Source organism: Bartonella vinsonii subsp. berkhoffii ATCC 51672 (genome assembly GCF_902825225.1).
Lineage (GTDB): Bacteria > Pseudomonadota > Alphaproteobacteria > Rhizobiales > Rhizobiaceae > Bartonella > Bartonella berkhoffii.
In genome coordinates, this window is sequence record NZ_CADEAK010000021.1 from 1 (window position 1) to 5000 (window position 5000).

A 5000-nucleotide genomic window follows, 5' to 3' on the forward strand; every position below is an offset into this window, starting at 1 on the left:
GCTCTCTAGATCAGAATTTCGCAAGAAAGGGGTATCACCCTAACGGTCTCATCATCAAAATCCGTGTGTCCCATCATAACCTGATACCTCCCATTATAAAAACCTGATCATTCCTGTCTGTTTACGAACTTTCCCCTCCATTTTGGGCGCATCATTCGCACTGATTTGTCTCTTTGGGAACATAATGGAGAAAAAGGCATTTTATCTCTAGCATCATTCAAGGAGATAAAAACATGGAAACCCGCATTCCTGAAGACACACCATTCGATACCCATTTTCTAGGTGAAACATCTCTAGAAACAGAATATCCTTTTTTTCAAACGCCCATTTCATGGTCCGCAATCTTTGCTGGACTGGTCACAGCCCTTGCAACATCAATCTGTTTATCTTTTCTGGTTGCAGCATTAGGCTTCAGCCAAATGGACTTCACCTCTTCCACACCTTTTGAAGGAAGCTTTCTCTCCATTGGCATGGGATCTCTTATCGTCATGTTAATCAGCCTTGCTTTGGGAGGATTTGTTGCCGGACGTTTTGCAGAATCCTCAGGTGTACTTCATGGCTTTCTCACTTGGGCCCTGTTAACCCTTATCATGGCGCTCCAAGCCATCCACATGGTTTCTAGTACAGCAAAGATAGGAGCTAAAACCGCTCTCGAAAACACTTCCGCAATCCAACATACCGTAGACAGCTTTAAAACAAATTTTTCCCCCCTACTTGCAAAATTAAACAGCGAAAGTTTGGAAAAGTTTTTTGCAAAAAACAGTGACAATGGCATCAATTTTGACCAACTTGATAGTGAATTACGCACACTTCTCAATAAAAGCGATATACCTGCTCTCAATCCTGAACGTTTGAAGCAATCTTATCAAGCAGCTCTCAAAGATATTAGTTCTGCGATAACAGCTTTCAAAAATGATCCTTCTCACACGCGCACCATCTTAAAAGATCTGGGTGACCGCCTTTCTGATCGTGCACAGGCGCTAACAGCAAAGTTTGATCGAAGCGATATCATCAATGCCCTTATGCATGATGGCATGACACGCGCTGAAGCACAAACAACAGCCAACCGTGCACTTCATGCCTATCAAACAGCAGAGGCAAAAACCGAAAAAGCTATCGAAGCCCTTGAAGAACAGGCAGAAACACTCTTGGACAATCTTGAGGATGCCGTAAAGGGAGCAAAAAACAGTGCAACTAAAGCCACCAAAACAGCTTCTTACATGGGCTGGTGGGGCTTTTTAGGAGGTCTAATTGGCGCCGTGATTTCCAGTGTGTTTGGCTATTATGGCTACAGAAGCCGTAAGGACACTTTCATGTTGTAAAACTTCTACTTCTAAAGCAAACACAAAAAAGCTGTACAAACAAATTGTACAGCTTTTTGTTTCAAATGAGCTGTATCATTTTACTTTTGAGATCTCTCTCGTTTAAAATGATCTCTCATCACGCCTTTATGCCCTTCATGCATTCTTTGTCTTTTTTTATTTTTTCATTGTGAAAAAAATAGTAAAGAGCGCTAGGCTTTACTAAATCCGTCAAAACTTTCACACGCCTCCTTAACTATAAATTGGACATGCAAAAAACCATGTTTAAAAACATCTCATTGATACAGAAAGAGCGCTTTACAGGCCTCCCTTTTATGGCTTGCTATTTTCATAATAGAACTTGTAATACCCCCCTCAAAAGAGCAAGCACTTCCTTCAATCGGCATTGCCTTTGACAACAATAAAATCCATGCTACAGTGAAAAGAGTAGCAAAAAACTTGGGGGGCTTATGTTACCAACGATAAGGGGGCACTATATTGATCATCTCAGGTAATAAGTAAAAAATGTTAACACATTGGCTGTTGATGAAATCGTGCCAATCCTCATCATTACTCAATACGCTTAGTGCAACATCATGCAAGTTTGTAAAAACAACTATGATAGGGATACTTCCTATAAAATTCCATAATAGAGTGTTGATGTAAACCTGCATAACCTTCGTAACATTCAATGAAAAAGATTGAAGCATGTTTCATGAGCATATCAAGATTAAAGGATAAACCATATAACATAGCACAAGAAGAAATTTTAAAAACCGTCAAAGCTTTATCTTGAGGAGCATTGTGACAAAGAAAAAATCGATTATTTTTGCCCAAAGTGGGCTCTTCCTCGTTTTAGGATTTTGCAGCTTTACCGATGAAACAGCGCAAGTTACATTTGCTCTCCACTTAGCAGAGAGCACAGCCTTTATTTCAATGCTCCTGTTATCAGGGCTTATCGGCGCAATTTGTGCCGGACCAATTGCCCCACGCCTCTTACATCGCTTCCAACCAGCGCGAACAGTTACTCTTGTTTTATTATTTGAAGCACTCTTTATAGCCACAGCTGCAATTGCCAACCAGTTTTGGGTTTATATTACCCTTTCTTTCGCACTAGGTTGTACTGGTTCAATCTTTTGGTCTGCAATCCTCGTTTCTGTACCTGAATTGGCAGAAACTAATAAGCAATTAGACCGACTAAACCGCATTATCCAAACAGTCCGTAATCTTGGTTATATTGCCGGACCACTCCTAGGAGGCGTATTATATGGTTTATCAAACGGACAAAGAGGATTGTTTGTGCTTTCAATCATGGTTCTTTGTGCAACCTTTATCACTCTCTTCTGTTTTAAAAATTTAAAAATTCATGCACAAACGACAAATACAGTACAGCAAACCAAAAAGGGACTGGATGTCATAGGTCTCTTGCGTAAAAAAATGTTGTCTATGCCCTTGCCCCCTCATCATTACCATCATCCTCACCTCTGCTCTCAACGTCTTATCGATTGTCCGCATCCGCACTGATCTCAACTTAAGTGCTGAAACCTATGGGGTGATTGCAAGCATAATAAGTCTCGGCCTCGAAGTTGGTCCACTCTGTTTTTCTGGCCTTTTCCATCACTTTGGCAATGCAGCTGGAGCATCACTTGCCGCTGCAACCATCGGCTTTGCAATTTCTGCTTTTCTCTCACAAACATCGTGTGGTTGATGATGCTTTCATTTTTGATCCTTGGGAGTGCCAATGGCGTGCAAAACGCCCTGATGGCAAGCTTTATGATGAAAGCCATCCGGAAAAAACACAGAAACAGTCAAATGCCCGCCTATCTCTTCATCATACAAACAGCCGTATGCATTGGTTTTATAGGAGCCGGCTTTGTCCATGTAGATTACACCCAAAGCACACTCCTTGTCATCGGTATCGCCACAATGATCGCAGGCATTTTAGGTTTTGCATTCAATACCACTGCACAAAAAAAAGAAAAAGAGAATTTGATAATGATTAGTGGAGTCGGATATTTGCCCGCAAGCAAACAATATCTCAAAAACGGAGTTACAGCCGCCATTCTATAAAACCGTTGTTTCTAATCTTGTTCAGCCTCACACCAACTAATATGACTTCAATGAATACGAATTAACCACCGTTCCAGCAACTTGGAATTTTAAAACAGCCAATAAACCGATTTAATACCATGCAACAAGACCCTATATGTGTGGCAACTTGCAGACTATATGTTACATAATTGTTATGAAAGCTCCCACACGCTCGAATTACAAAAACCAACACCACCCATAGCCATCAATTCTTTCGCTGTCTATCCACGTGAACTTAATCCCTTGGCGCACGTTCAATGGGCACAGGACATACAGATAACGAGAAATAAGCCCGCGCTCATTGGGAAACGCCAAATTCAACCTGTAACAGTTGTTTCTATAAAAGGAGCAGTATTTGGCGGATTCGATTTTCCCATATTTGAAACACTTCGTGAAAGCTGTCTTGTCCAATCACTGAGGGAAATACAACTGAATGGTACTCTTCTTGCCTCTGAAGGTCTTTTGATATCACTCCTACAACACGGTCTTATAGAAACAGATCAAAAAGCATTTTCATAGGATAATGCAACGGCACTTTTACGAGAACCAATATGTATCATAGATTCTCTTCTTGGCACTCTTGCCATCAATCAACTCAATGGGCGTACAATTCGGCTTCATGAAAAAACAAAGCAGCTCTTAAAGAGTGCCACCACACCAATGCATACTCAACATCCTCTAGAGGATTCAATAAAGTTTTTTGTAAAAGCAGGAATGCTGCGATTGGTAAAGTTATAAGGGTAAAAAGATGCAGCTGATAAGACCTGGCATGGGAACAGAAAAAAGTGCTCAACTTATCCATGCGCTCATTCAAATGGCAAGACCACGCACAGTCATTGAAATCGGTGCAGGGGATAGCACACGCTTTATCGCTCAAGCACTCCAAAAAGCGAAATTATCATGGAAACAGGATAAAAAGCTTTTAGAATCCTCCACTTGGGAAGAACGTACAGCTTTACTTAACCCTTCAGGGATTCCTGAGAATTACGAACCACGGCTTATTACAATTGATGATTTTACGGGAGAAGGCCAATCAGCAGAAGAAGCATGGCAAGGACTTCTTAAAGATGGCATTAAAAAAACACAGTAACATTTATCAATGAAAATTTTTTCCCTCTTGATGAAAGCATACTCAAATCTTGGCAACCAATAGATTTTGCTTGGATCGATGCTGGCCCCCCCGCAGATGATGTACGATTTGTTATAACCCTTTGGGAATATATCGCTCCTGGTGGTTATCTTTGTCTCCATGAACCAACAATGACAACAACAGTTGCTCTCAATGGCGAACAACGAGTTCGACGCGTCAGAACCCCTATCTGGGAAGAAATCCTCTACAGGCTTGATGGCACCTATGAGGCTTTAACACTACCCGAAAACCACAAATATCGCCAAAGTGGTCTCGGTATCATCCGTAAACGCACCAACGCCAAACAGATTGTACGCTCGAAATCGTTACAATTAGAATTAAGTGAAATTAATGAATTGCCTATTCGAAACGATATTTTCCCCATGGGAAAAGAAGCACTTCACAAACGGAACACACGCAATTCACTGATTTCTGCAATGACTTCACCTACCTTACGCGCTGTTTATGCAGCAATTATA

4 protein-coding genes and 1 pseudogene (1 of these 5 running past the window's edge) are annotated in these 5000 nt (G+C 41.1%); all 5 read left to right on the forward strand.

Annotated elements, in window-relative coordinates; translation table 11 throughout:
* The first annotated feature begins 233 nt into the window (after window positions 1-233).
* The gene (locus tag J7R10_RS07240; RefSeq protein WP_010705544.1) at window positions 234-1322 is read left to right on the forward strand and encodes a YrzE family protein; all 1089 of its coding nucleotides are present in this window, start codon (window positions 234-236) and stop codon (window positions 1320-1322) included.
* A gap of 783 nt (window positions 1323-2105) precedes the next feature.
* A pseudogene (locus tag J7R10_RS07245) lies at window positions 2106-3281 on the forward strand (MFS transporter); the annotation flags it as partial.
* Window positions 3282-3530: 249 nt separating this feature from the next.
* Entirely contained in the window at window positions 3531-3911 is a 381-nt protein-coding gene (locus tag J7R10_RS09980; protein ID WP_244428929.1) for a hypothetical protein, read from the forward strand.
* 250 nt (window positions 3912-4161) lie between these two features.
* Window positions 4162-4482, forward strand: a complete 321-nt coding sequence (locus tag J7R10_RS09985) for a hypothetical protein (RefSeq protein ID WP_246787413.1) — start codon at window positions 4162-4164, stop codon at window positions 4480-4482.
* Between the two features lie 170 nt (window positions 4483-4652).
* Window positions 4653-5000, forward strand: partial view of a DUF2087 domain-containing protein gene (locus J7R10_RS09990; RefSeq protein ID WP_244428931.1) — the 5' end (the start) only. Its footprint extends 378 nt past the window's final position; the window shows 348 of its 726 coding nt (coding positions 1-348); the start codon lies at window positions 4653-4655; its stop codon lies off the right edge, out of view.